The sequence below is a fragment of the Chryseobacterium populi genome, assembly GCF_000282115.1.
In the GTDB taxonomy this organism is placed as follows: domain Bacteria; phylum Bacteroidota; class Bacteroidia; order Flavobacteriales; family Weeksellaceae; genus Chryseobacterium; species Chryseobacterium populi.
On record NZ_AKJY01000111.1, the window covers coordinates 23,271 to 48,792 of the forward strand.

Consider the following 25,522-nt stretch of genomic DNA (forward strand, 5'->3'; position numbering starts at 1 on the left):
TTATATTTATTCATCTTCATCAGAAAGAGCCAGTTCAATGTCTATAAACTGAATATATAAGCCACAAATTTCATTATTGGTGTCATATGCAAAATAAACAGGATAAGCGCCGTCTCCAAAACCACTGGCAAACATTGGAATCTGGTAGATGGTACCAGGTATCGTCCAACTGATCCAGTCTCCCAGATCCCTTTGGTTTTCGGGATTCATTTTATAGCTCTGAGCAAAAAGACCGGCAAAATAATCATCATAAATATTCTCAACATTTATTTCTGTAAGAAACTTATCAAAATAAGGAATTACTTCTGCATCTGTAATACATGCTAAACCCGCATCTACAGAAAACCCGAAATATTCGCCTTCTCCTACTTCTTCAAGCTCTTCATTTCCAATTAATGCTTCCCGGTAAACAACCGGTTTTTCATTTGTAAATGACACTTTAACCACAGCATACCGATCTCCCCACTCTTCAGATTTCACCACGGCAACCTTCACCGGAAAATCTCCTTTGGGAACCTCAATGAAATAAGGTTTTTCCCCGGCATTCAGATATACCAGCGGATCTCTTACAATCACCTTTCCTGAGGGCAGAGAAACATTTCCAATATCCATCACCTCCATTTTTTGAGATAAAATTTCATCCGAGGTAAAATAGGCTTCCAGGTCTGTTGGGCAAACAAGAATATCTTTCACTTCATTCCACTTCTGCAACCAGCTTTCGTTCATTATTTTTATATTTTATGATTTGAAAAATTAAAAATACCTATTTATTTAGCCTTAATCAATATAAAGCAAAAAAAAATCCCTTTCAGCTAAAACCAAAAGGGACTATAAGTGTATATTTTATCCTGAATTAAATCAATCCAAACTGTTCAAAATGATGGGTAAAGTGCTTTCTGTGCATCAGTTCCCACATTTCTTTGTTAAGCTTTCCGAAAACAAAATTCATATGCTCTGCCTGTGGATTTTCTTTATAATAGATAGAGAACCTCTTTAAATTATCCATGAAAGACTGTTTTGCAGCTTCAAGGTTTTTGTATCTTAAGTCTAATAATTTTTCATCCTCAGCGATGAAAGGTGCCGGAAAATCCTTCGGCATTTTTCTGTGATTATACAGAGAATCCTGCCATTTTTCCAATTGCTCTTCGGGAGTAAAACATTTTTCAGCTTCCGGCTCGCCTAAGCTTACCAAAACTGCATGATCCAAATGCTCGATCATCTGTTGAGGAGACATTTTACCCCAATTTGACTGTGTATTTTCTGTTAATCCGCTTAAAGTTTTCTGAATATTTTTTAAGTTTAAATCAATAAAAGGAGAATGTTTTGCAACCAACGTTAAAATAGTGGCTACACAAACCACTTCATCTCTTTGATTAACTACTTCAACCAGCCATTTCACCACACCCGAAGGAATATTTCTGCCTTTTACCCCTCTGTTGATCTTCTCTTTCGCCGTTAAATAAACGGTAATGGTATCGCCTGCATAAACCGGTTTGAAGAATGAACAGTTTTCCAGACCATAGTTGGCGATCACAGGTCCTTTTTTACCGGAAACAAACAACCCTGCCGCTGCGGAAAGTATAAAATATCCGTGAGCGACGGTTTTATCAAAAATAGTTCCCGTTAAACTTGTCGCATCAGTGTGGGCATAGAAATGATCCCATGAAACATTGGAGAAGTTAACAATATCTGCATCAGTCACCGTTCTTCCTGCTGTTTCCAGAGAATCACCGACTTCAACATCTTCAAAATACTTCTGGAAAGGATGTTTATCGGCAAATTTCTTCTCTGCTCCCTGCTGGTATATTTTTGTAATTGCCGTTAAAATATCCGGCGATCCCTGAATTGCTGTTTTCTGAAGGAAAAAATGAAGACCGTTCAGACCACCCATTTCTTCACCGCCTCCTGCCCTACCAGGCCCGCCGTGCATTAATGTTGGAAGTGGCGACCCGTGTCCTGTACTTTCTTTCGCATTATCTCTGTTTAACACAAAAATCCTGCCGTGCTGAGATGCCATTTTCCATGAGGTTTCAGCAACGAACTGATCATTATGAGAAATAATGGAGCCTACCAGGCTTCCTTTTCCTCTTTTTGCCAGCGCTGCAGCTTCCTCAGCATCTTTGTATGGCATTAAAGTAGAAACAGGCCCGAAAGCTTCGACATCATGGGAAATATTTTTTTCGAAAGGCTTATCATTTAAGAACAGTTTAGGGCTCATAAATGCTCCATTTTCATAGTCAGCATCTACAAGTTCATGCTTTCCGTCATAGACAAGCTCAGTTTCGGTTTTTAAGATATTTATTTTCCTTACCACTTCGTCGTATTGCTGTTTTCCTACCAAAGATCCCATCCTGGTTTCCCTGTTTAGTGGGCTTCCGATCTTCGTCTGGTCTAAAGCTTTGGATAAAGCATGCTGAACGTCATCAATCAAATGTTCAGGGACAATAATTCTTCTGATTGCCGTACATTTCTGACCGGCTTTTGTAGTCATTTCGTTACGGACTTCTTTGATAAAAAGATCAAACTCAGGAGTTCCCGGTTTTGCATCCAGACCAAGGATTGAGCAGTTTAAAGAGTCTGCTTCCATATTGAAACGGACCGCATTTCCGGCAACAGATGGTAAAGATTTTAATTTTCTACCTGTATTTGCAGAGCCTGTGAACAATACTGAATCTCCATCCTGAACATAATCCAGGATATTTCCGGGCTCACCACAAACCAATTGAATAGCTCCTTCCGGAAGAACACCGCTTTCAATCATATCCTGAAAAACCACATTGGTTAAATAAGAACCAAAAGGGGACGGCTTTACAATTGAAGGAACACCAGCCAGTAACGATGTTGATAATTTCTCCAACATTCCCCAAACCGGGAAGTTGTATGCATTGATCTGAACAGAGACCCCTTCACTTGGTGTTAAAATATGGGTTCCCAGAAAAGTGCCGTTTGCAGAAATTTTCTGTGTTTCCCCATCTACCCAGAAGGGTGTATTCGGAAGCATTCTCTTCGCCAACCCTGAATAGGTGAAGAAAGTACCGAAACCACCTTCAATATCTACCCATGAATCGGCATGGGTTGCTCCTGTTTTATATGATAATTCATAATATTTTTTCTTTCTTTCCAACAGGTAAAGCGCTACCTTTTTCAGCATTTCCCCACGATCATAGAAAGTCATGGAAGAAAGATTTTTATACCCTACCGTTCTTCCGTAATCAAGCGCCTGCTCAAAATTCAGTCCTTCCGTATCTGAAACAGCTACCTGCTCTCCTGTCACGGCATTGTACAAAGGAATTCCGTTTCCGGTACCTTCAACCCATTGTCCATAGATATAGTTTTTTAACTTTTCCATATAGTATTTAATTTAGCAATGTATCCATATAACAGCTATCAATGATATGAGCCGTTACAGTGATACTTTTCATTATTAGATTTATTTATTTTTATTCTGTAGTTTCAGAGCTTCTTCCAATGTGTAGTTCTTCAGCACAAAATCATTCCCGAAAAGATTCTTAGAGTACTCTTCAATTGTTTCTGAGAATCCGGCTTCTTTTCTTAGGCTGTTTACTTCGTTAAAATTTTTAATGGGCCAGATTAATGATACAATTTCTGTTTTCCCATTTTTTGTAATCTTAAAAGAAGTTCCCTGTGTTCCGTAAATCTGTTCTTTTTCTTCCTGTAGAAGCTGTCTGTCCAGCATCATCGCATATAACCTGAAAGGAATCTCCTTTTCTTCAGCAGCTTTTTTGATAACCGGCATATACTGATTAATTTTCGGCGAATGCTGAATAACCAGCCAGGCTGTTTTATTTTCAGGTTCTCCTACTAAAGATTTCCCGGGATAACCATATTTTGTTATAATTTTCTCAATCTTAGCAAGATTTTCTTCATCCTGCTTACTCATAATCTTACTGATTCCGACCGTTATATCTTCTTCCGTAAGATTTTTTGCTTTCATAATTTCCTGCTTTCTTTCTGGAGTAAGATTGGGTTGAAGCAGTTCACGATACACCTGATCATCATTATCAATCTGAGCCAATTCATTTTTAAGCTCAATATTAATCTGCTTATTCTCAGGTTTCTGAGCATTTATAAAAACAGAAATGAAGATGGCAAAAAATAAATATTTCATATGAATTAATTTAATAATGTATCTGTTTAACAGGTTACCAATGGTTGTTACGTTTATGACTTATTTCGGCTCCTGATAGGGAAACAGTTTTACCAATCCTTCATATAAACTTCTGTGAAGAATTGTTGCATGGTTATCTGTTTCCATCATTTTATATTCTACCATCCAGTTTTTCTTATTTGATTTTTTAAGAACGTCATAAAACGTTTCCGCATCTTTTACCATCACCGGGTGTTCACCTTTACCTACAGAAATATAAACAAATTTCTTAGTGTCCGGAATTTTCATTAATAATTGACCGGCCTGTTTTAAAAGACTCTCATCATCCCACCATAAACTCGGACTGATGATAAAATAATTATTGAACATTTCAGGTTTTTTCAGCAGAATTTCTGTTGCCAGAAGCCCTCCTAGAGACTGTCCGAACAAATATTTATCAGTGGTTTTAAACTGACTTTCAACGTAAGGCTTTAATTCTTTTTCCAAAAAATCAATGAACTTATCAGAATGTCCTGTAGTAGGATAATCTTTCTGTAAATCTTTTAGGTCTGTATGGAAAGTAAAATCTCTTTTCCTGTCTATATTGGCAATTCCGACTATAATTGTTTCCGGCATGGAATACATTTGATTAAAGAACTGCACCAATCCGGAAACATGTATAAAATCTTCATTCATGCTCCCATCCAGGAGATAAATCACGGGATATGATTTTGTCTTGTCAACCCCCTGAGGAAGATAAATATTCAACGTTCTTTCTTCGTTTAATATCTTTGACTTTAATGTTCTTATTTCGCCTATAGTTAAAGGCTTTATCATTCCATTCTGCGCTAAAACCGTATAATTAAATGCAAACAGAAAACCGCAGCATATAAGAATCTTTTTGATCATGTTTTATTAAATATTAACTAATTTCAAAACTTCATCAAAACCTCATAGGTTTTAGAAACCTATGAGGTTTAGGTTTAATTTTTTATAATTTTTTCTATTCGAAGCTCATAAAATCATAATCAACATTTGACTTATGATATTCTATAAAATCATTTACCGTTTCAAAATATTTCATCATTTCTTTTCTTTCAATTTCACTTGGTTTATACCAATTGATATAGGATCGATAGGATGAATATTTCCAATTATTGATATTCTCAACAAGCCCATGACTGGCAGGGTTATTATGAATATAATGTAACAATTTAATCAAATACTTCTCGTCATTCACTTTTTTACGTTTTAAAAAGTCCATAAAAAGAGCTCCTTTCCTACCATACCTTTTATTGTAGGCTTTTGCATAACCGTTTAATAAATTACTAAACTGTTTCATTAAACAGGCATGCTCATTCCCATTTGAAATCTGATCTAAATCTTTAAATCTTATTAATAAATGAAAATGATTTGGCATCAAACAATAGGCATATATTTCGCTTATTGGGATAATATATTTTAATAGTTTATCTAAAAAATATTTATAATTTTCTTCTTCTCTAAAAATTAACTCTCCCCCGTTTGCATGACTATAGATGTGGTATATATATCCACATTCAAAATTTTCTGTACTTGACATTTATTTTTTCTCATTTGTGTGTTCTTGTAAATATTCAAACCTCATAGGTTTTAAAAACCTATGAGGTTTAATTTAATTGGAATTATTTCACATCATCCCAGATGCTGTAATCAACAACTTTTGTTGGGGTTTGGTGAACGTATTCGGAGAAAGGCTCACAGGGCAGAATAGCTTCTTTCCCTTCCCTTGCCAATTCCTGATAAAGCTTTGTACCTTCTGTTTTCCAACGTATCATATCGTCTGAAACATCACGGATAATTTTTGCCGGGCTTCCTACAATTAATTTTCTCGGTTCACATTTAAAATTAGCAGGAACAAAAGCCAGGGCGCCTACAATACATTCATCCCCGATCACTGCTTTGTCCATCACTACAGCATTCATTCCCACCAGGCAGTTTTTACCGATATGCCCGGAATGAATAATCGCACCATGCCCGATGTGTGCAGATTCTTCCAAGATAGTTTCAATATTTGGGAACACATGCAGTGTACAGTTTTCCTGAACATTGGCACCATCTTTTATAATGATTTTACCCCAGTCACCACGGATCACTGCATTCGGGCCGATATAAACTTCTTCGCCAATCTCTACATTTCCGATAATCACCGCCTGCGGATGAATATATGCAGAAGGTTTTATGATAGGGCGGATGCCATGATATGAGTAGATGTTCATAATTTTATTAAAAATTTAATGTAACAATGTATGAATGAACAGTATAACAATGTACTAGATTACCAATTAAAATGTTCACAGCAACAGAACAATTGTTACATTGATAGACTGGTACATTGTTACATTAAAAAAGCTATACTTTTTCGATGATCATTGCGTACCCTTGTCCGACGCCGATGCAAAGTGTACATAAGGCATATTTTTTATTCTGTTTCTGAAGTTCCAAGGCAGCAGAACCGATGATTCTTGCTCCGGAAACTCCAAGTGGGTGGCCGATTGCAATAGCTCCGCCGTTAGGGTTCACTCTTGAATCATCATCTTTTAAACCTAAACTTCTTGTTACGGCTAAAGATTGGGCGGCAAAAGCTTCGTTTAATTCGATAACATCCATATCTTCCAATGAAAGATTCAATCTTCTCAATAGTTTCTGAGTAGCTTCTACCGGTCCTATTCCCATAATTCTCGGTTCAACACCCGCTACAGATGATCCTAAGATTTTAGCCTTTGGTGTTAAACCGTACTTTTTTACCGCTTCTTCACTTGCTAAAATAAGAGCAGCAGCTCCGTCATTCATTCCTGAAGCGTTTCCGGCAGTTACCGTACCTTCTTTTCTGAAAGCAGGACGAAGTTTTCCCAAGCCTTCCATTGAAGATGCCGGTTTAATAAATTCATCCTTATCAAAAATTTTAGGTTCGCCTTTTTTCTGTGGAATTTCAACTTTTATAATTTCTTCTGCCAGTCTTCCGCTTTCCTGGGCTTTTGTAGCCTTCTGCTGAGACCAAAGAGCAAATTTATCCTGATCTTCCCGGCTGATATTATGCATATCCGCTAAATTTTCAGCAGTTTCTCCCATTCCGTCAACACCGTACATTTCTTTCATTTTAGGATTAACAAATCTCCATCCGAAAGTGGTGTCAAACATCTGGCTGTCTCTACCAAAAGCTGATCCTGGTTTTGACATTACATATGGAGAACGTGTCATATGCTCAACTCCGCCGGCAATGTAGATTTCACCTTCTCCTGCAGCAATTGACCTGAATGTGTTGGCAACCGCCGACATTCCGGAAGCACACAGCCTGTTTACCGTTTCTCCTCCGATTTTGTAAGGAAGACCGGCCAACAGAAGAGCCATCCTCGCTACGTTACGGTTATCTTCTCCTGCCTGATTAGCACATCCGAAAATAACATCTTCAATTTCCTCAACAGGAACTTCAGGGTTTCTTGCTACAATTTCTTTAATAACTATCGCTGCCAAATCATCAGCTCTAACTTCTGATAATCCTCCCTGCAGTTTTGAAACAGGAGTCCTGATGTAATCTATGATGTATACGTTATTCATTTTTTATTAGATTTTTAGATGTAAGATCTCAGAGGTCAGACATTTGTTAATCTAATATCTGGCATCTGATGTTTTTATCTTTTATAGTTCTGTTACTTTTTTTCCTATTTTATAAACTGTTCCTACAAATTTTGCAATCAGTTCGTTGTTCTGATTGGTAATTTTAATATCGTAAACAGCTGTTTTTCTGGTATTGTTTACCAGGATGCTTTCCGCTCTGAAAATATCGCCTTCTTGTCCGGCCTTGGTAAAATTGATGATACAGTTCAGAGCAACAGCCGCATCTCCGGTGTTGTTGGACGAAAATGCCAAAGCAGAATCTGCGAAAGCAAATGTAACGCCCCCGTGAACCGTTTTAAGCCCATTAATCATTTCATGCTTTATAGGCATTTCTATTAAACAATAATTTTCTTTGACCTCGATCATTTTTATATTCATCCACTGGGAAAAATAATCCTGATCAAACATATAATCTGCAACTTGTCTTGGCGTCATTTTTTTTTAATTTAACAATGTATCAATGTAACAGTTTACCAGTGAGATGCTTCGATAAACTCGGCATTACAGGGATTGTTACATTGCTAGACTTACTATATTGTTACATTTTTCGTAGTAACGGGCTTTGTCTGTATCTTTCTTCCTGGTATTCTTCATAAAGGCTCTGAAGGGTTTCTGAGATTTTTGCATATCCGATTTCTTGTCCCCAGCTTAATAATCCTTTTGGATAATTTACTCCTTTCTGCATCGCCAGCTCGATATCTCCATCATTGGCAACACCCAATCTTTTGGCCTCAACCGCTTCGTTGACCAGCATTGAAATAATTCTTAAAAAGATTTGCTGATACAAAGCATCATCTTTTTGAGCAACAGGTTTTACTGCATTTTCGCTGTAGTCATAGAACCCTTTTCCTGTTTTTCTCCCATGGAGTTTTGCTTCGGACATACGTTGCTGAAGTAAGGACGGCTTGTATTTCGGATCGTAGAAATAATCTTTATAAACGGTAGTAGTTACAGCAAAATTTACATCAACCCCAATTAAATCCATCAGTTCAAACGGACCCATTTTGAAGTTTCCGATGGTTTTCATTGCTTCATCTACCTGCTCCGGAGCTGCGATATCTTCTTCGACCATTCTTAAGGCTTCACCGTAGTAAGGGCGGGCAATTCTGTTCACGATAAACCCGGGAATATCTTTAGCAATTACAGGAACTTTTCCCCATTTTTTCATGAGGTCATAGATTTTTCCCGCTAAAGATTTTTCGGTAAGTAAGGATGGAATTACCTCAACTAGCGGCATTAAGGGAGCCGGATTGAAAAAGTGAATTCCGATGAAACGTTCCGGTTGTTTTAATTCCGCACCTAAAGAGGTAATAGAAATGGATGATGTATTGGAACTGATGATGCAGTTTTCAGAAACATAGTTTTCAAGTTCTGTAAAAACCTTGGTTTTGATTTCTTTATTTTCGATAATGGCTTCGATTACCAGATCAGAATCTTTTAGATCCTGTAAAACCTCACCTTTAACGATATTATTTCTGATTTCTGTAGCTCTTTCCTGAGAGATCTTAGTTTTTTCAACTAATTTCTGAAGTGTTTTCTCCAGACCGGAAAATGCTTTATCAATTTGTGCAGCCTGCGCATCGTATACAACCACTTTGCAGCCTGCCGTTGCAGCAACCTGAGCGATTCCGATACCCATGGTTCCTGCCCCAATAATTCCAATATTGTTCATGTTTTGTACTATGTAAAATGTACAATGTAAAATGTATTTTTAATTGTAATGTACTTTGTACAGCTTACATTTTACATTGTACAGTTTTTTTATTTTCCTTTATAATCAGGTTTTCTTTTCTGTAAAAAGGCATTTACACCTTCTATAAAATCTTCTGTTTCTGCTGCTTCCTGCTGCAGGTCAGCTTCTAATTCAAGCTGTTCTTTCAATGTATTGTTGTACGACTGTGCAAAAGCTTTTTTAGTTAACTTAATTGCAGCGGTAGGCATATTAGCCATTTTTTCCAAAATTTCCATGGATTTGGGAGCAAACTCTTCTTCATTGAAAACCTCAGCCACTAAGCCATAAGATTTAGCTTCTTCTGCATGTAACTTTTTGCCTGTGAATGCTAAATAATTGGCTAATTGTCTCCCCAATAATTTTGGTAAGAAATAAGTACCTCCCGTATCAGGAATTAATCCGATATTGGAAAATGCCTGGGCAAAATAAGACTTATCCATTGCCAGGACAAAATCACAGATCAGAGCCAACATCGCACCAGCTCCTACGGCAGGACCGTTTACCAATGCAATAACAGGCTTTCTGCAACGCGTAATTTCTGTAACCAAAGGATTGTAATAGTCTACCACAATTTTTCTGATGATGTCATTATCATGGTGCTCATTGCCCTGTACGAAAGCATCGTCTAAGTTCTGACCGGAACAAAATGCTCTTCCTCTTCCGGAGATTGCCACACATCTTACGGTTTCATCTTCACCACAAGACTTTATAAAATCTTTTAGATCCGATAAAGAAGGCTTTGTGAGGGCGTTCATAGTTTCCGGCTGATTGAGGTAGGCAATTTTAAGTTTTCCGTCAAAATGCGTTTCAATGTCAAGTTGTGTATACATAGTTTAATTTTTAAATTTAATACTGTACTAATTTAACAATATAAAGTAATGTAACAATATATCAGCTCAACAATATAATAATCATTGTCATGCTGAGCATATCGAGACATCTCACTGGTAAACTGTTACATTAATTTAATATTAATCAGTGGCATTTAAAATAGTCAAAAGGCTCTAAACAGTCTAAACATTGATATGAAGCCTTACATAATGTAGATCCGAACCTGCTGATCTGTTTTGAGTTCATTGAACCACAACGCGGACATTTTTTCGGTTTTCCGATATGATGCTCGTCGGCTCCTTTCTCAGGGGGAGTGATTCCATATTCACGAAGTTTTTCTCTCGCTTCATCCGTTAACCAGTCTGTCGTCCAGATTGGAAACATTTTGGTTACTACTTTTGCGTCCCAGCCGTTTTCTTTCATGATTTTCATGATATCTTCCTCAATGGTGAACATAGCTGGACAGGCAGAATAAGTTGGTGTAATAGCTACCTCACAAGTATTCTCGCCGGTAATTTTTGCTTCTCTTACGATGCCCAGCTCCACGATATTGATTACCGGAATTTCCGGATCGGGAACCATTTTTAATATTTCCAAAGGGTCTTTCATTTTAAAAGTGCACCAATTTAACAATCTAACAGTCAAGTAATCAATTGTCACATTGACAAGCTGTTATATCGATATATTTGAATTTACCATGTACATCCCGGATATGCCCTCTGCATATATTGTAATTCGCAAAGGATAAATCCGAAATACTCGGTGTGATATCCGGTTCTTGATTTTGGCTGCATGAAATGATCTTTTGGATATTCCAGACCATATTCTGCAAAATCTTTTTCAATAATTGCAACAAACTCTTCATATAGTACATCAACATCCGGCGCAATGTTCAATGCAATCAGATCATCTTCTCCTTCCACTTTTGCAAATAAACCTTTTGTATATTCCCAGATATTTTCAATCGCTTTTATCAAACGGATTTTACTTTCTTCTGTTCCCTGTGCGAAAATTTTCATCCAGGAAGATGCATGAGTATAGTGGTATTTTACTTCTTTTAAAGATTTCTGAGCCAGGGCAGAAATCTCTTCATCAGCCGAGTTCGACAATGCTTCGTAGATTAATTTCTGATATACGGAGAATACATATACTTTAAGAATAGTCTGTGCATAGTCTTCGTTCGGAAGCTCCGTCCAGTGCGCATTTACATATTCATGCTCATATCTCAGGAATGCTAAATCATCTTCGCTTTTTCCGTTATCCGCGACTCTTGAAGCATACTGATAGAAGTTGTTGGCCTGGCCAAGCTCATCCAAAGCAATGTTCGTCAATGCAATATCTTCCTCTAAATAAGGCCCTTCACCGCACCACTCTGACAATCTCTGTCCCATAATGAAACTATCGTCAGCAAATTTTAATAAATAATTATATAATGGGTTCATTGTTTAGTAGATTTTAGATTTCAAACATGAGATTTCAGATTGGCAAAAGTTTTGTATCTGATATCTCGCATCTTAAATCTTTATTGATTACATATTTTTTACATCGTTAGGAATGTCGTAGAAAGTCGGGTGACGGTATAATTTGTCGTCTGCAGGATCAAAAAAGGCTTCCTGATCCATACCTTCCGAGCTTATGATATATTTACTTGGAACTACCCAAACGCAGGTTCCCTCTTTTCTTCTTGTATAAACATCTCTTGCATTCTGCAAAGCCATTTCTGCTGTCGGTGCCTGTACTGTTCCGGCGTGCTTGTGGGATAATCCCGGTTTAGTCTGAATAAACACTTCCCACATATCTAAATTTGCCATAGTCAAATTAATTTAACAATGCATCAATGTACCAGTTTACCAATGAAATTCTTCGCCTTGCTCAGAATAACAATTGATTGTTACATTTTTACATTGGTATATTGTTACATTATTATATTACTTCTTTTTGTTGTTTTTCTGCAAAAGCCGCCGCTGCTTCTTTCACCCAAAGGTTTTCCTGCTGTGCTTTTACTTTGGTTTGTAATCTTTTCTTATTACATGGTCCGTTTCCTTTTAGAATCGTCATGAATTCATCCCAGGGAAGCTCCCCGAAATCATAATGACCTCTTTCTTCATTCCATTTAAGGTCCTTATCCGGAATAGTTAATCCTAAGAATTCAGCCTGAGAAACAGTCACATCAATAAATCTCTGACGAAGACTGTCGTTACTTTCTCTTTTCACTCTGTAATTCATAGAAATCTTAGAGTTGGGCGAACTGTCATCATTCGGGCCAAACATCATCAGAGCAGGCCACCAGAAACGGTTTAATGAAGCTTGGGCCATTTCTTTCTGCTGTTTTGTTCCACGGCAAAGCGCCATTAAAATCTCGTAACCCTGTCTCTGATGGAAAGATTCTTCTTTACAGATTCTTACCATCGCTCTTGAATAAGGACCGTAAGAATTTCCCATCAGCATTACCTGGTTCATAATGGCTGCACCATCCACCAGCCAGCCGATTGCGCCTATATCTGCCCAGCTTAAAGTAGGATAATTGAAAATACTTGAGTATTTTGCTTTTCCTTCGAGCATATCATCATATGTTGCGTCTCTGTCTGCCCTGATGGTTCCGTTACCCAGAGTTTCTGTAGCTGAATACAGGTATAAACCATGTCCTGCCTCATCCTGAACTTTAGCTAACAAAGCCATTTTTCTTCTCAATGAGGGAGCTCTGGAAATCCAGTTGGCTTCCGGCAACATTCCTACAATCTCAGAATGGGCATGCTGTGAAATCTGACGAACCAATAATTTCCTGTAATCATCAGGCATTACATCTTTCGGCTCTATTTTATTTTCTTCGTGAACGTATTGAACAAATTTTTCTAAGTCCATTTCTTTTGTTTTTTGTACTAAAGTAAAATGTCAGTTGTACAATGTATTTTCGATGTACTTTTTACATTTTACAAAAATTAAACGTCATAATTAAGCATCACCACGTTGGTTGTCGGGTGACATTGACACGTCAGAACGTAACCTCTGGCTACTTCATCTTCGGTAAGCGCGAAATTTTTCTCCATGAAAACTTCTCCTTCCAGAACTTCGGCCTTACACGTACAACAAACTCCGCCTTTGCAAGCAAAAGGTACGGGAAGATTGTCTTTTAATGCTTTATCTAAGATACTCTCTTTTTTAGAATTAAGGTGAAACGAATATTCATCATCATCAATAATGACCGTTACCATACTTTCTATATTGGCAATAGCCTTGAATTCATCACTCATTTCCTCAGAATTCTCTTCGTCAGGAGCGGTAAAATATTCAAATAAGACCTGAATGGCAGGTACTTTTCTATCTTTCTTTAAATAATCAGCAATCCCTTTGATCATTTCCGCCGGTCCGCAAATAAAGAATGTAGATTCTCTTACATCAATATCTGCATATCTTTCAAAAAGATGATCCAGTTTTTCAGGAGAAATTCTCCCTTCAAAAATAGGGTCTTCATGTTTTTCACGGCTTACCAGATAAACTACTTTCAGCCTTCCATTGAAATGCTCAACCAGTTTATCAATCTCCCCTTTTTTCATCACATGATTCATGCTTCTGTTACTGTAGAACAGGTAAGCATTAGAATTGGGCTCCTGATAAAGGCTTTCTTTGATATTGGAGAGAACCGGGCTGATTCCGCTTCCTGCTGCCAAACCGATATATGTTTTCGTATTGGTTGGGTGATAGGATGTATTAAAACCTCCCATTGGTGGCATTACCTCCAATACTTCATCCATATGAAGATGCTCATTGAAGTATCCTGAAACTTTTCCGCCTTCCAAAAGCTTAACCAATACTTCCAGTGTATTGCTTTTTTCACTTGGAGCGTTGCAGATAGAATAAGAACGTCTTTCCTCATTCCCATCGATCATCATCCGGAAATTAAGATACTGCCCCTGCTTAAACCTGAATTTGTCTTTCAGCTCTTCAGGAATTTCAACAGCTACATTCACTGCATCGTTGGTATCTTTCTGAACTTTTACCGTTTTTAGTTTATAAAATGAATTCATTTTTTCTTTAGTATTCTATTAATTTTTCCACCTTCACACTTAGGCAAACTGTCCTGGGCATGAATTTTTACCTTAGTCGTAATTCCTACCCGTTTTTTTATTTCGTTTTCTATATTTTTCCCAAAGTTTCCGACAAAAATACTATAATCATCGGTATTTATATCTATTTGCTGTGCTTTTACAAAATCGTCATCAATCTCCAGATCAATATCCAAAGCTACGCACATCTGTTCTTTTTCAATCGGGGTCAGATAATAATTCGGAACAACTCCTTTTACATGGGAGAAAGCTTCTTCAATCTGACTCGGATAAACATTTACTCCTCTTACAATCAGCATGTCATCGGCTCTCCCTAGAATTGGTCTCATTTTGACCATTGTTCTTTTTGAGTTTTCATCGTAATAAAGGCTTGTGATGTCATTTGTCCAGTATCGTAAAAGCGGCATTGCTTTTTTCGTTAAGGTCGTGATCACTAACACTCCTTCTTCTCCAAATGGAACCGGTTTTTGGGTAACCGGATCTAAAATTTCAGGATAAAAATGATCTTCCCAGATGTAGGAACCTCCTTTTTCTTCAAAATCTTCCATTGAAACTCCCGGGCCGATGATCTCACTTAATCCATAGATGTTGGTCGCATGAACGCCTAATTTTTCTTCAATATGATGTCTGATAATTTCTGTCCAGGGTTCTGAACCCAAAACAGCATATTTTAAACTGATCTCATCTGCAGAAATTCCTCTGCTGGCAAATTCATCAGCGATCGTTAAAGCGTATGATGGAGAACAGCAAATCACTTCAGGTTTAAAATCCATAATCAGATCTACCTGTCTCGTGGTCATTCCTCCTGAAATAGGAAGAACACTCATTCCCAGTTTTTCCGCTCCATAATGAAGGCCAAGCCCACCCGTAAAAATCCCATAACCATAAGCATTATGCAACTGCATTCCAGGTTTTGCCCCTGCTGCATTTAAAGATCTTGCCACTACTTCACTGAAAAGATCCACATCTTCTTTTGTGTATCCTACTACTGTTGGTCTTCCCGTTGTTCCGCTTGAGCAGTGAATTCTCTGTAATTCATTCTTCGGAACAGTAAATAATCCGAAGGGATAATTATCCCTTAAATCCTGTTTATAAGTAATCGGAAGTTTCGTAATATCTTCAATCGACCTGACATCCCGCAGAGCTATTCCTAATTCATTGAATTTTCTTTTATAAAATTCCGACCTTTCTCCCAGATAGTCCACCAGATTAACCAACCGCTCAGATTGAAGCTGTCTCAATTGGTCGAGCCTTAAATATTCAACTGAAAAATCCATACTTTAACTAACTAACATTTGTTAGGTGTAAATTTAAAAAGATTTTGGGAGCTGACAAAATTTTTATGATTTTTGTCATATTTTGAATGATTCTAAATAGCTTAAGTTACGTTCTGGTCTAGTTTAATAAGCTACGTTTTGCCATTTTAAAGCGGACGAAGATCGAATCTAAGAACCTATTTTAAAGTTAAAAAAATATTGCGATTAATTTTTTAACACAAAGCCTTATCATTAGCTTTATAGTAAAGCGAGAAAAGAAGAGTCAACAAGTTGATTTGATGAAGCGCTATTTTCAAGCTTTGCGAAGCAAATTTTATTTGTCTTTGTCCTCTAAAAACAATGTCATTGCAAAATAATCTTTGCATTAAAAAATAAAGTATTCCAATTGAATGGCAATACTCTGCATAAACAGTGTTAAAAGCTTTGATTAATTATTATGGTTTCCCAATAATCCAAAAAGAATTTTATCTCTGATTTCGCCAGTAATTTCAGTAGTTGATTCAATATTTCTTTTGAACCAGAAATAAGAATTGTTAAGGGTATGGAGAATGAATCTGGTGGTAAAAGTAGGCGACTTCAGCTCCCAGTTTTCGGCCTTATAGATCGCAGAGATCAATTCTTCTACTTCATCCTGATAATTTTTTCTTAATTCAACAAACTCAGGAAGCCTTTCCTCCAAATGTCTCCATTCATTGGAATAGATATGGGTAACATCACGGTTTTTAAGAACTACCGATAAATGCTTATCAATAAAAAGATTCAATTTATCTTTTGGGTTGATGTCTGTACTTTTTACCGTTTGAAGTTCAGCGAAAAAATCATTGGCAATTCCAAAACAGATCCATTCCAGGATTTCCTCTTTAGAGCGGATGTGTGCATAGAGAGAAGCTGCTTTAATATTCAGCTTAGTTGCTAAATCTCTTACAGAACTGCCCATATACCCTTTCTCTTTGAAAAGCTCTACAGCAACATCTAATATTTTAATTTGTTTTTCTTTTAACTCCATGGGTGAAATGCAAAAATAAGTATTCTGATTTAAACAGTTGTTTTTAACCTGTAAAAAGTTTTGATTAAAATATTATTAACCACCCCGTCAAACCTTCGATTGGCCACCTTTCCGGCGGAGAGGAATTTTAATAATGCACATACTGACTGCTACCTGTGGTTTTAAGATTTTCATCTTCTGACTATTTGTTCCTGTTTATGAATCAGATTTTATAGAATCGGAAATTTTGTCAAGTTAATTTTACGTTAAAAATACAATATTCGGAAATTTTGTCCATATTTTTTGTAAATTTAATAATTGAACAGTTTTTGCGGTAAGGTAATCGAATTAAATGATAAATAATTGATGGCATTAAGAAACTAAGCCTGAAAATTTGGTTTCTTGATGTTTTTTAGAAAATTAAACAGAACTCAATCATTACAAAAAATATAAAAATATGAACTTAAACCAATATACTGTAAAATCACAAGAAGCGATCCAGGCAGCCCAGCAGGTTGCAATGGAATTCGGCAATCAAAGTATTGAGCCACAACATCTCCTTGAAGGAATTTTTCAGGTAGATGAAAATATTTCGCCTTTCTTATTAAAGAAGGCTGAAGCTGATACAGATTTATTAAGGGGGCGTAACCGTGAAAGTTTAGAAAAGCTTCCTAAAGTACAGGGTGGAAATATTTACCTTTCGCAATCTGCGAATAAAGTTTTACTGGATGCACCCAATATTGCTAAAAAAATGGGTGATGAATATGTAACGATCGAGCATTTATGGTTATCACTTTTAGAAACCAATTCTGAAGTATCTAAGATGCTTAAGGATATGGGGGTAACCAAAAGTCTTTTGGAAGGAGGAATTAAAGAACTAAGAAAAGGAAGTAAGGCCACTTCTGCAAGCTCGGAAGAAACTTACCAGTCTTTAAATAAATATGCTAAAAACTTCAACGAATTAGCCGCTGAAGGAAAACTTGATCCTGTAATCGGACGTGATGAAGAAATCAGAAGGGTTTTACAGATTCTTTCCAGAAGGACAAAAAACAATCCTATCCTGATCGGGGAACCGGGTGTTGGTAAGACCGCTATTGCTGAAGGGATTGCACACCGCATTATTTCAGGCGACATTCCTGAAAACCTGATGGATAAAACATTATATTCATTGGATATGGGAGCATTAATTGCCGGTGCCAAATATAAAGGAGAATTCGAGGAACGTTTAAAATCTGTGGTCAATGAGGTGATTAAATCTGATGGCCAGATTATTCTTTTCATCGACGAAATTCATACACTGGTAGGAGCCGGAGGTGGTGAAGGTGCAATGGACGCAGCTAATATTCTGAAACCTGCCCTGGCAAGAGGAGAATTGAGAGCGATTGGTGCCACCACCCTGAATGAATATCAAAAATATTTTGAAAAGGATAAAGCACTTGAAAGACGTTTCCAGAAAGTAATGGTGGAAGAACCGGATACTGAATCTGCAATCTCTATTCTTCGGGGTATCAAAGACAAATATGAAGCCCATCATAAAGTAAGAATCAAAGACGAGGCTATTATAGCTGCGGTAGAAATGTCTCAAAGGTATATTTCAGACCGTTTTTTACCGGATAAAGCGATTGACCTTATTGATGAAGCTTCTGCAAAACTGAGAATGGAAATCAATTCCAAACCGGAGGAACTGGATGTTTTAGACAGAAGATTGATGCAGCTGGAAATTGAGCTGGCAGCCATTTCAAGAGAAGGCAACCAGACCAAAATCGATCATGTAAAAGAAGATATTTCAAAAATCTCAGAACAAAGAAACGAGATTAATGCAAAATGGCTGAAAGAGAAACAGAAAAGTGAAGATCTCACCCAGATTAAAAAAGATATTGAATCTCTGAAACTGGAGGCTGAAAGGGCTTCCAGAGCGGGAGATTATGCAAAAGTAGCTGAAATCCAGTACGGAAAAATCAAAGAGAAAGAAGATGCTTTAGAAAAACTGGAACTGGAAATGCAGAATCATCAGAATGAGCTGATTAAAGAGGAAGTAACTTCTGAAAATATTTCCGAGGTGATTGCAAAATGGACCGGAATTCCGGTAACCAAGCTTTTACAGTCTGAAAGGGAAAAATTACTGCATCTTGAAACCGAACTTCATCACAGGGTTGTAGGACAGGACGAAGCTATTCAGGCTGTCGCCGATGCTATCCGAAGAAACAGGGCCGGATTAAGTGACGAGAAAAAACCGATCGGATCATTCCTTTTCTTAGGAACAACCGGTGTCGGTAAAACTGAGCTTGCAAAAGCACTTGCAGAGTTTTTATTCGACGATGAAAATAATATGACGAGAATTGACATGAGTGAATATCAGGAACGTCACTCTGTTTCAAGATTGGTAGGTGCGCCTCCGGGATATGTAGGATATGATGAAGGCGGGCAATTAACAGAGGCTGTGAGAAGAAGACCTTATTCCGTAGTGCTTTTAGATGAAATTGAAAAAGCGCATCCGGATGTTTTCAACACATTGTTACAGGTTTTGGATGATGGTCGTCTGACCGACAATAAAGGTCGTGTAGTAAATTTCAAAAATTCTATTATCATCATGACCTCGAATTTAGGTTCACATCTTATCCAGGAGAATTTTGAAAATATTACGGATGAGAACCAGGATGTTATTGTAGCCAAAACAAAAGATGAGGTTTTCGATTTGCTGAAGCAGACTTTACGTCCGGAATTCTTAAACAGAATTGATGAAATAGTACTGTTCCAGCCTTTAAGAAAAAAAGAAATCGGAAAAATCGTTCAGTATCAGTTGAGAGGTTTCAATGATATGCTGGCAAAACGAAATATCATTATGACCGCCACTCAGGATGCTGTAGATTATCTGATGAATAAAGGTTATGATCCTGCTTTCGGGGCAAGACCTTTAAAAAGGATAATCCAACAGGAGGTTTTAAATAAATTATCGAGAGAGATTCTTGCAGGAAATGTAAATGACGGTGACAGGATCACTTTAGATTATTTTGAGGAAACAGGTCTGGTGTTCAGGCCTGCAGAAAAATAAAGTAGTTTTTTTCATATATATTATTTTTGTAGTAAGTGCTGTAGATAAGGTCTGCAGCACTTATTTTTTATAAGTGAATACATTATTCAGCCAGAAAAAATTCTTTCGGTTTTTTTATTCATATTATTTTTTACTCTTCCTGTTCCAGATCGTTTGATTATAAGAATCATAGTAATGAGCATTTTCCATATAAATATAATTTTCACAACAAACCTCATAGTTATCATTCAAATTTTTCATTTTTATAAAAATATGTTGAAAAATTAAAACAAATAATGAAAATATGAAAATAAATTAAATAATTAAAAAATAAACATTAACACATAAAAAATGTTAAAACAGTGGATTATATTCAATGTAAGTTTATTTTTTATATATTAGCATCACATTTAAACCATAAGAAATAAATTTATGAAAAAAACATTATTAGGAGTACTGATTACTCTTTTTGTTTCTTGTAATAATGAAACAGAAAATTCTATTGTCAACAATTCAGGCCCTGAACAATCTGAAACCCTTGCCAAAGGAGATGCTATCTGTGGTTCGGACGTAGTAAGGCAAAAATTCCTTTTAGAAAATCCAGAGGCCGCACAACGCTTGCTTCAGATAGAAAATAAAACAGCTCAGTTTATCCAGCAAAAACAGATGGGTAAAGTTTTAGCTGACGGTAGTGTTGAAATTCCGGTAATCTTCAACGTCTTATATACAAACTCTACCAACAATGTATCAGACGCTAGAATCAATTCCCAAATTGACGTTCTGAATAAAGCTTTTGCATCAACTCATGCTGATGTTTCTAGTATTCCTGTAGAATTCCAGCCTGTAAATGCCGGAGATACCAAGATCAAATTCAGATTAGCGCAGATCAACAGGAAGTCAACGACAAAATCAAGATGGTCTCCTGATGATAAAATGAAAAAAACAAGCACCGGAGGAATCGACGCCACAACTCCAAATAATTACCTAAATATATGGGTAGTAGACTACATGCCTTACCAGTCAGGATATGTTTTAGGATATGCTACTTTCCCGGAATCTGCTGGTCTTTGGAATGACGGAGTAGTAATGATGGATGAATATGTAGGTGAAGGCGGACCGGTAGCAACCCACAATAAAGGGAGGGTAACAGTACATGAAGTAGGCCACTATCTGAATCTGAGACACATTTGGGGTGATGCCAACTGTGGAAATGACCTTGTAAATGATACTCCGCAACAGATCACAAACCACAGAGGAGTTCCTACATACCCTAAATATGAAACCTGCGGTGGTGTTTCACGTTCTGTTATGTTCATGAATTATATGGATTATTCTGACGAAACCACCTTATTTATGTTTACACAACAACAGAATGACAGAATTCAGGCTTCTGTTTCAGCAACAGGCCCAAGAGCCGGATTGAGAGTATTATAGAAAAAATTCAAAATACAGATTGAGTCCCCAAGTGAATAGCTTGGGGACTTATGCATTTACATCCTTTTCTGCAATCCGTAAAAACACGGATAATAAATAGGTAAAATACGAGCATTTAACATAAAAAATTTACGAAATTTGCAATATCAATTATAAAACTGACATTATGAAAACAAAACCTATCTTTGAAAGTGAAGCTATTGAAACACTCAATGCAGCTAACATGATGACAACAAGTCTTATCCAAGAACTTGTAAATAATTACCGTAACAACCATTTGATGGCGATTAATTCAACCCTGGAAATTACTGATGCCCATTCTATATGGTTTGATCTTCCTAAATTGAAAAAATTTATTGCAGATATTGAAATCGAAGCACAAAAAGTGAATCCGGATACAACCGAAAATGATTTAGGAATCAGGTTTTATTATGCAGCCTATCCGAAATTAGAAAACTGGGATATCATGGAAAGCCATCCCGTTCCTACAGAATATGCAGAAAAGCACACACTGATCATGATTCCAACTTTAAAATCTGAAAATGAAGAGGGAGAATTATTGGATTATGACTTCAATCCTCTAAGCGCAGTCAACGGACAAATGTCTGCAATGGCATTTAAATCAAGCAATGCAGATGATCCTGAGGAGGATGAATCATTAGCTCAAAATCACGGGCAACTTATTCCGCCTGCGACTCCAGTAGTTCAAATGTATTAATCTATCCCGCTTAAACACAAATAATGTTAAATAATTTTCAAATTTTCCTAATTAACAGCAGCCTTTGGGTTGAGGGATTTGCTGCTATTATTGCTATTTTATACTACAAAAACATAAAAGGACAATATTGGAAATATTTTGTCTATTATTTAATCATCATTTTTTTTTGTGAAGCTTTTGCAAAATGGGGTGTTAGCTGGATCACATTTTCAAATCCGGTGATAGAGCACACAAAAAAAGCCATGTATTACAATTATTTTGTAATCCCACTACAATTTGTTTTCTTTTATTGGCTTTATGGAGTAAAATTGCAGAAGAACAAAGGTTTGTTTTGGGTTTTAACATTGTTGTACTTAATTTCATTTATATTAAGTGAAACATACTTTAAGGAAAGTAAAATAATAAATTCCTTTAATTATACTTTTGGATGTCTGCTTCTGATGATTTTGGTTATTATGGAATATTATAAGCAAATCAATTCTGATGATATTATCAATTTCCACAAGAACAGAATGTTTTATATCAATTTAGGAGTAACATTATTCTATATCGGCTCACTTCCTTTTTATACCTTTAATATACTTTTGTATTATGAGCATCGGGAAATTTGGGACATTTATTACAGCTATAGTTTAATTTCCTGTATTATCATGTATTTATTATTCTCAATTTCATTCATATGGGGAAAGCAGAACTCTTAATAACGGTTATTTTATTCAACTTATTCTTTGTGTTGTTTGTAGTTGCTGTATCCATTTATATTAGGAAATACAGACTTCGTAAGAGAGAATATTTAAATGAAATACAGATTAAAAACGAAATTCACCAAAAAGAACTTCTGGCCACTCAGCTGGAGATTCAGCATGCCACCATGCAACAGATCGGGAGAGAGCTTCACGACAACATCGGGCAAAAATTAACACTGGTAAGTCTGTACACCCAACAGCTTCTGTACGAAAACAAGGTACCGGAAGTAAGCGAAAGAATAGAACAGGTTTCACAGATCATCAACCAGTCTCTTCAGGATTTAAGGAGCCTGTCAAAAACTTTAACGGATGATAAAATCAGTCAAAAAGAAATCGTAACTTTAATTCAGGAAGAAGTAGACAATACCAATGCTTTTAAAAGATGTACAGTAAGTTTCAAACACAACTTCCAACAGCTTGACCTTGGATTTGTACATAAAAACATGCTTCTCAGAATTACACAGGAATTTATTCAAAACAGTATAAAACATGCCCGTTGCAAGAATATCTTCATTAATCTGAATACTTCCGAAGAATCACTTTGGGAGCTTAACATCAAGGATGATGGTGTTGGATTTAACCAATCTGAAATAACATCAAAAGGAATCGGCTTAACCAATATGAAAAACAGGGCGGAAATTATCGGCGCTAACTTCAGACTTGAAAGTGAGAAAAATATCGGAACTACACTTAATATTATTTTAAAAAGACAGCCATGAAAAAAACGATCGTTATTGTTGATGACCACGTACTTATTGCGAAAGCTTTAGAAGGAATCATTGATAATTTTAAAGAATTCGAAGTGATTTATGTGGCCGAAAACGGAAAAGATCTCATTCAAAAGTTTGAAAATAACAGTAAGATCCCGGATATTATACTTCTGGATATCAGCATGCCAATTATGGACGGTTTCGAAACCGTTCTCTGGCTGAAGGAAAATCATCCGGACATTAAAGTGATGGCCCTGAGTATGCAGGGTGACGATAAAAGCGTCATTAAAATGATTAAAAACGGAGCCAAAGGATATTTATTAAAAAACACACATCCAAAAGATCTCGAAACAGCACTTACCAAATTAAATTCGGATGGATTTTTCTATCCCGAGTGGGCCTCAAAAATTATTTTTTCAAACCTTAATAATGATAAAGAGAGTGAAAATGCTATCAGAATTTCTGACCGTGAAAAAGAATTTTTAAAATTTACGGTAACTGAACTCAGCTATAAAGAAATTGCCGATAAAATGTGCTGCAGCCCAAGAACTGTGGAAAGCTACCGGGATCAGCTTTGTGAAAAACTGGATCTGAAGACCCGTGTGGGACTGGCTGTTTTTGCTATTAAAAACGGCTTTGCCAACTAACCACCCTGTTTGAGTTCCCACAAACCGGAGCAAAATACCTTCAAATTAGAATAAATGGAAGCTGTCTCATTCTGGAGGTAGCTTTTTCACTTTCTTTAAGTGAAATATCCTGTTTCATAATTTGGTTGCCAAAAAAATGTCAATATTCATTCTTTAACCATTAAATGTTAAGCGTAAAAAATCCATCATTTCAAGCACTATTATGTGAAAAAATAACATTAAAAAATATTTAAAATTAATTTTTTACAAAAAATAATCAATATTAACTAAAAATCAATAAAAAACATTATATAACATCAAATACATAACAAAATTAACATAATAATAAAAATACATTAAAAAAAACATCGTTTTACTTGCATCCTAAATCTAAATAATATAATTTCATATTTTCAAACCAAAATATAAATTTATGAGAAAATTATTATTTGGAGCTCTTGTGCTCAGTTTTATGTCTGCTTGTAACAGCGACGGTATTTCGAACCAGGAATACCCTTCAGACCCAGGTGTTCCTTCCGGGATTATCCAATCCAATAGATCTTGTCCTTCAGACAAAATAAGAGAAAAAAACCTCAAAAACCATCCTGAGCTAAAAGCCCGGTTTGACGCCAACGAATTGCAGTCTGAGAGATTCTCAAAAGACATCGCATTGGGAAAAGTACTTGCAGACGGAACCGTTGAGATTCCGGTTGTTTTTAATGTAATTTATAACACTTCTGCCCAGAATATTTCTGATGCAAGGATTGCAGAACAAATCGCTGTTCTGAATGCTGATTACGGAGCTACCAATTCTGATATTTCAAAAATACCGTCAGCTTTCCAGCCCTATGCTGCCGGGAATGTGAAAATCCGCTTTAAACTGGTGGCAACCAACCGTAAACAAAGTTCAAAAACAGGATGGAGCTCCGAGCTGGAAGAAATGAAAAAATCCAGCACCGGAGGGATTAATGCTACTGACGCTACTAAAAATATGAATATCTGGGTGGTTAACTCTATCCTTGACGAGAATGGGGACCCGGGAACCCTGGGATATGCCTATTACCCTGAATCAGCGGGTTTATGGTATGACGGCCTTGTAATAGGTTATCAATACATCGGAAAAACAGGTGCTTCTGCTCCGTTCAATTTAGGAAGAACTGTTACTCATGAAGTAGGACATTATTTAAACTTACCCCACCTTTGGGGATCATCCGATACAGGATGCCAGACCGATTACTCTGGTGATACTCCCGTTTCTCCGGGACCAAACTACGGAACACCATCATACCCTTTAAACAGAGTTTGCGGAGGTATAAGCCGTTCTCAAATGTTCATGAATTATATGGATTATGTAGATGACAGGGCCATGTTTATGTTCTCTGCCAATCAAAAAACCAGAATGCAGGCCGTAGTTGCTTCATCCGGACCAAGAGCAGGATTAAGATTATAAAATAAAAATGGAAACTGTCTCAAAAGTACCCCTCTCTCAGACGCCTGTCTGACAACTTTTGTCATTTAGGAGATTCTCAGAGCATTAATTTACCTTTTGAGACAGCCTCTCTTTATTTTCATCCGGACATTAAAATAACAATCCAGGGCATAT

At 36.6% G+C, this 25,522-nt stretch carries 23 protein-coding genes; 6 read left to right on the forward strand and 17 right to left on the reverse strand.

Annotated elements, in window-relative coordinates:
• Positions 1-6: 6 nt before the first annotated feature.
• From PMI13_RS19290 to PMI13_RS19370, 17 genes are all read right to left on the reverse strand, one after another.
• Positions 7-726 carry a DUF4241 domain-containing protein gene (locus tag PMI13_RS19290; protein ID WP_007846941.1) on the reverse strand — a complete coding sequence of 240 codons (720 nt, stop codon included), beginning with the start codon at positions 724-726 and terminating at the stop codon, positions 7-9.
• A 127-nt stretch (positions 727-853) separates the two neighbouring features.
• Positions 854-3,349 (reverse strand): phenylacetic acid degradation bifunctional protein PaaZ, encoded by a 2,496-nt coding sequence (gene paaZ, locus PMI13_RS19295; RefSeq protein ID WP_007846943.1) that lies wholly within the window; start codon positions 3,347-3,349, stop codon positions 854-856.
• Positions 3,350-3,430: 81 nt separating this feature from the next.
• Positions 3,431-4,129 (reverse strand): DUF6624 domain-containing protein, encoded by a 699-nt coding sequence (locus PMI13_RS19300; RefSeq protein WP_007846945.1) that lies wholly within the window; start codon positions 4,127-4,129, stop codon positions 3,431-3,433.
• Between the two features lie 60 nt (positions 4,130-4,189).
• The gene (locus PMI13_RS19305; RefSeq protein ID WP_007846946.1) at positions 4,190-5,017 is read right to left on the reverse strand and encodes an alpha/beta hydrolase; all 828 of its coding nucleotides are present in this window, start codon (positions 5,015-5,017) and stop codon (positions 4,190-4,192) included.
• Between the two features lie 94 nt (positions 5,018-5,111).
• Positions 5,112-5,690, reverse strand: coding sequence for a transposase (locus PMI13_RS19310; protein WP_007846947.1), 579 nt, complete (start codon positions 5,688-5,690; stop codon positions 5,112-5,114).
• An 82-nt stretch (positions 5,691-5,772) separates the two neighbouring features.
• Positions 5,773-6,366 carry an acyltransferase gene (locus tag PMI13_RS19315; RefSeq protein WP_007846948.1) on the reverse strand — a complete coding sequence of 198 codons (594 nt, stop codon included), beginning with the start codon at positions 6,364-6,366 and terminating at the stop codon, positions 5,773-5,775.
• A gap of 133 nt (positions 6,367-6,499) precedes the next feature.
• Positions 6,500-7,705 (reverse strand): 3-oxoadipyl-CoA thiolase, encoded by a 1,206-nt coding sequence (pcaF, locus tag PMI13_RS19320; protein ID WP_007846949.1) that lies wholly within the window; start codon positions 7,703-7,705, stop codon positions 6,500-6,502.
• Positions 7,706-7,786: 81 nt separating this feature from the next.
• Positions 7,787-8,200, reverse strand: a complete 414-nt coding sequence (locus PMI13_RS19325; RefSeq protein WP_007846950.1) for a PaaI family thioesterase — start codon at positions 8,198-8,200, stop codon at positions 7,787-7,789.
• A gap of 103 nt (positions 8,201-8,303) precedes the next feature.
• Positions 8,304-9,437 (reverse strand): 3-hydroxyacyl-CoA dehydrogenase NAD-binding domain-containing protein, encoded by a 1,134-nt coding sequence (locus PMI13_RS19330; protein ID WP_007846951.1) that lies wholly within the window; start codon positions 9,435-9,437, stop codon positions 8,304-8,306.
• 89 nt (positions 9,438-9,526) lie between these two features.
• Positions 9,527-10,327, reverse strand: coding sequence for an enoyl-CoA hydratase/isomerase family protein (locus tag PMI13_RS19335; protein WP_007846953.1), 801 nt, complete (start codon positions 10,325-10,327; stop codon positions 9,527-9,529).
• A 145-nt stretch (positions 10,328-10,472) separates the two neighbouring features.
• A complete protein-coding gene (gene paaD, locus PMI13_RS19340) occupies positions 10,473-10,937 on the reverse strand; it encodes a 1,2-phenylacetyl-CoA epoxidase subunit PaaD (protein WP_034669952.1) in 465 nt (154 codons plus the stop codon).
• An 83-nt stretch (positions 10,938-11,020) separates the two neighbouring features.
• Positions 11,021-11,770: a 1,2-phenylacetyl-CoA epoxidase subunit PaaC gene (gene paaC / locus PMI13_RS19345; RefSeq protein ID WP_007846955.1), complete on the reverse strand. Its 750-nt coding sequence runs from the start codon at positions 11,768-11,770 to the stop codon at positions 11,021-11,023.
• An 87-nt stretch (positions 11,771-11,857) separates the two neighbouring features.
• The gene (paaB, locus tag PMI13_RS19350) at positions 11,858-12,139 is read right to left on the reverse strand and encodes a 1,2-phenylacetyl-CoA epoxidase subunit PaaB (protein ID WP_007846956.1); all 282 of its coding nucleotides are present in this window, start codon (positions 12,137-12,139) and stop codon (positions 11,858-11,860) included.
• A gap of 112 nt (positions 12,140-12,251) precedes the next feature.
• Positions 12,252-13,190, reverse strand: a complete 939-nt coding sequence (gene paaA, locus PMI13_RS19355) for a 1,2-phenylacetyl-CoA epoxidase subunit PaaA (RefSeq protein WP_007846957.1) — start codon at positions 13,188-13,190, stop codon at positions 12,252-12,254.
• A gap of 77 nt (positions 13,191-13,267) precedes the next feature.
• Positions 13,268-14,353 (reverse strand): 2Fe-2S iron-sulfur cluster-binding protein, encoded by a 1,086-nt coding sequence (locus PMI13_RS19360; RefSeq protein ID WP_007846958.1) that lies wholly within the window; start codon positions 14,351-14,353, stop codon positions 13,268-13,270.
• Entirely contained in the window at positions 14,350-15,669 is a 1,320-nt protein-coding gene (locus PMI13_RS19365) for a phenylacetate--CoA ligase family protein (RefSeq protein ID WP_007846959.1), read from the reverse strand. The genes PMI13_RS19360 and PMI13_RS19365 overlap by 4 nt, the downstream gene beginning before the upstream one ends.
• A gap of 427 nt (positions 15,670-16,096) precedes the next feature.
• The gene (locus PMI13_RS19370; RefSeq protein WP_007846960.1) at positions 16,097-16,675 is read right to left on the reverse strand and encodes a TetR/AcrR family transcriptional regulator; all 579 of its coding nucleotides are present in this window, start codon (positions 16,673-16,675) and stop codon (positions 16,097-16,099) included.
• A 436-nt stretch (positions 16,676-17,111) separates the two neighbouring features.
• Here PMI13_RS19370 and clpB point away from each other — a divergent pair, with 436 nt between their 5' ends.
• The 6 genes from clpB (at position 17,112) to PMI13_RS19405 (ending at position 25,369) form a co-directional block, all read left to right on the forward strand.
• Positions 17,112-19,706, forward strand: coding sequence for an ATP-dependent chaperone ClpB (gene clpB, locus PMI13_RS19375; protein ID WP_007846961.1), 2,595 nt, complete (start codon positions 17,112-17,114; stop codon positions 19,704-19,706).
• 411 nt (positions 19,707-20,117) lie between these two features.
• Entirely contained in the window at positions 20,118-21,119 is a 1,002-nt protein-coding gene (locus PMI13_RS19380) for a zinc metalloprotease (RefSeq protein ID WP_007846962.1), read from the forward strand.
• 166 nt (positions 21,120-21,285) lie between these two features.
• On the forward strand, positions 21,286-21,837 hold the full coding sequence (locus PMI13_RS19385; RefSeq protein WP_007846963.1) for a hypothetical protein: 552 nt from the start codon (positions 21,286-21,288) through the stop codon (positions 21,835-21,837).
• A 679-nt stretch (positions 21,838-22,516) separates the two neighbouring features.
• The gene (locus tag PMI13_RS19395) at positions 22,517-23,302 is read left to right on the forward strand and encodes a sensor histidine kinase (protein WP_007846966.1); all 786 of its coding nucleotides are present in this window, start codon (positions 22,517-22,519) and stop codon (positions 23,300-23,302) included.
• Positions 23,299-23,940: a response regulator transcription factor gene (locus tag PMI13_RS19400; RefSeq protein ID WP_007846968.1), complete on the forward strand. Its 642-nt coding sequence runs from the start codon at positions 23,299-23,301 to the stop codon at positions 23,938-23,940. The genes PMI13_RS19395 and PMI13_RS19400 overlap by 4 nt, the downstream gene beginning before the upstream one ends.
• Positions 23,941-24,352: 412 nt before the next feature.
• Positions 24,353-25,369 (forward strand): zinc metalloprotease, encoded by a 1,017-nt coding sequence (locus tag PMI13_RS19405; RefSeq protein ID WP_007846969.1) that lies wholly within the window; start codon positions 24,353-24,355, stop codon positions 25,367-25,369.
• Positions 25,370-25,522 lie beyond the last annotated feature (153 nt).